The sequence below is a fragment of the Oleiphilus sp. HI0132 genome (assembly GCF_001635845.1).
Genome location: NZ_LWGJ01001546.1, coordinates 1 through 1095, shown reverse-complemented (window position 1 = coordinate 1095; position 1095 = coordinate 1). Strand labels below are relative to the sequence as shown.

At 43.7% G+C, this 1095-nt stretch carries 2 protein-coding genes; both read right to left on the bottom strand.

The window, feature by feature from the left end; all coding sequences use genetic code 11:
• Nucleotides 1-236 (bottom strand): hypothetical protein (locus tag A3766_RS23770; protein WP_197479710.1); only part of this gene is annotated, 236 nt, incomplete at its 3' end.
• Between the two features lie 2 nt (nt 237-238).
• A complete protein-coding gene (locus A3766_RS23765) occupies nt 239-931 on the bottom strand; it encodes a response regulator (protein ID WP_068508125.1) in 693 nt (230 codons plus the stop codon).
• Between the last annotated feature and the right edge of the window lie 164 nt (nt 932-1095).

Genomic DNA, 1095 nt, shown 5'->3' with positions numbered 1-1095 from the left:
CGGCGGGCCAGTTTTCGGTACCAGCGTTTTAGGGCTTTGCCTCCTTGCTGCTCGTATACCTCTATTGCTTCGGGTGCGAGTGAGCGCATCTTGTCTTTTACTTGCTCGACCTTGAATTCATTGACGACGATTTCTTTGGTGATCCAGATATTGGCGAGAATGGTCGCAAAGGTGGTTAGCCAGAAGATCAGAATAATCTTCCAAAACAAGCGATGTTTAAAGATGGATTGAGTCATGCTTAACGCGTCTCCACCTGACCTTGGAATAAATAACCACTGCCACGAATGGTTTTGATGTGTTCGCTATCGAGTTTCTTACGCAGGTTACTCATATGCATATCAATGGCCCGATCATAGAGTGTTAGCTTTCGCCCTAAAGCAAGCTCGGTTAGCTCGGCTTTGGTCATAATTTCATTGGCGTTGCGCATCAGTGCGTGCAGAATATTGAATTCACTGCTGGTAAGTTCTATTTCTTCACCCTCAATTAGGGCTTCACGCGTTTTTAGTTTTAGCTTGATTTTGTCTGAAACCAGCTCACTAGCCTGGTTTGTTGTCTGGCCTTGGTCGATCTCCACGCGTCTTAGCAATGCTTTGATTCGCGCCACCAACTCTCGTGGGTTAAATGGCTTGGGAAGGTAGTCGTCGGCGCCCATCTCAAAGCCTATGATTCTGTCTAGCTCATCACCTTTTGCGGTGAGCATTAATATTGGGCTAGTGATTTGGCCGCGTATATCACGCAACACGCTTAAACCATCTTTGTTAGGCAGCATGATGTCGAGAATGATAACGTCGTAGTGACTTTTTAAAGCCAAGCGTTCACCTTCGACGCCATCGAATGCCGTGGTCATGGTGAAACCTTCTTGTACTAGCAGGCTACTTAGAAGCTCACTGATCTCGGTATCATCTTCAATGAGTAATATATTGGCACTCATATCAAACCTTTATTGATTTACGGAATTGTTTGAAGTCTAGCATAGGCTTTTTACCTTCTATTTAATCTTTACAGAGACTTTACGTTTACTAGACCCCGATTTACATAGCAATGAATACAATGATTATCAGTCGATAACAAATCGATTAAAAAAATCATTGAGAG

What these genes read in the sequence shown, in the direction of transcription:
- A3766_RS23765 (WP_068508125.1), bottom strand. Translation starts at nt 931, where the DNA reads ATGAGTGCCAATATATTACTCATTGAAGATGATACCGAGATCAGTGAG.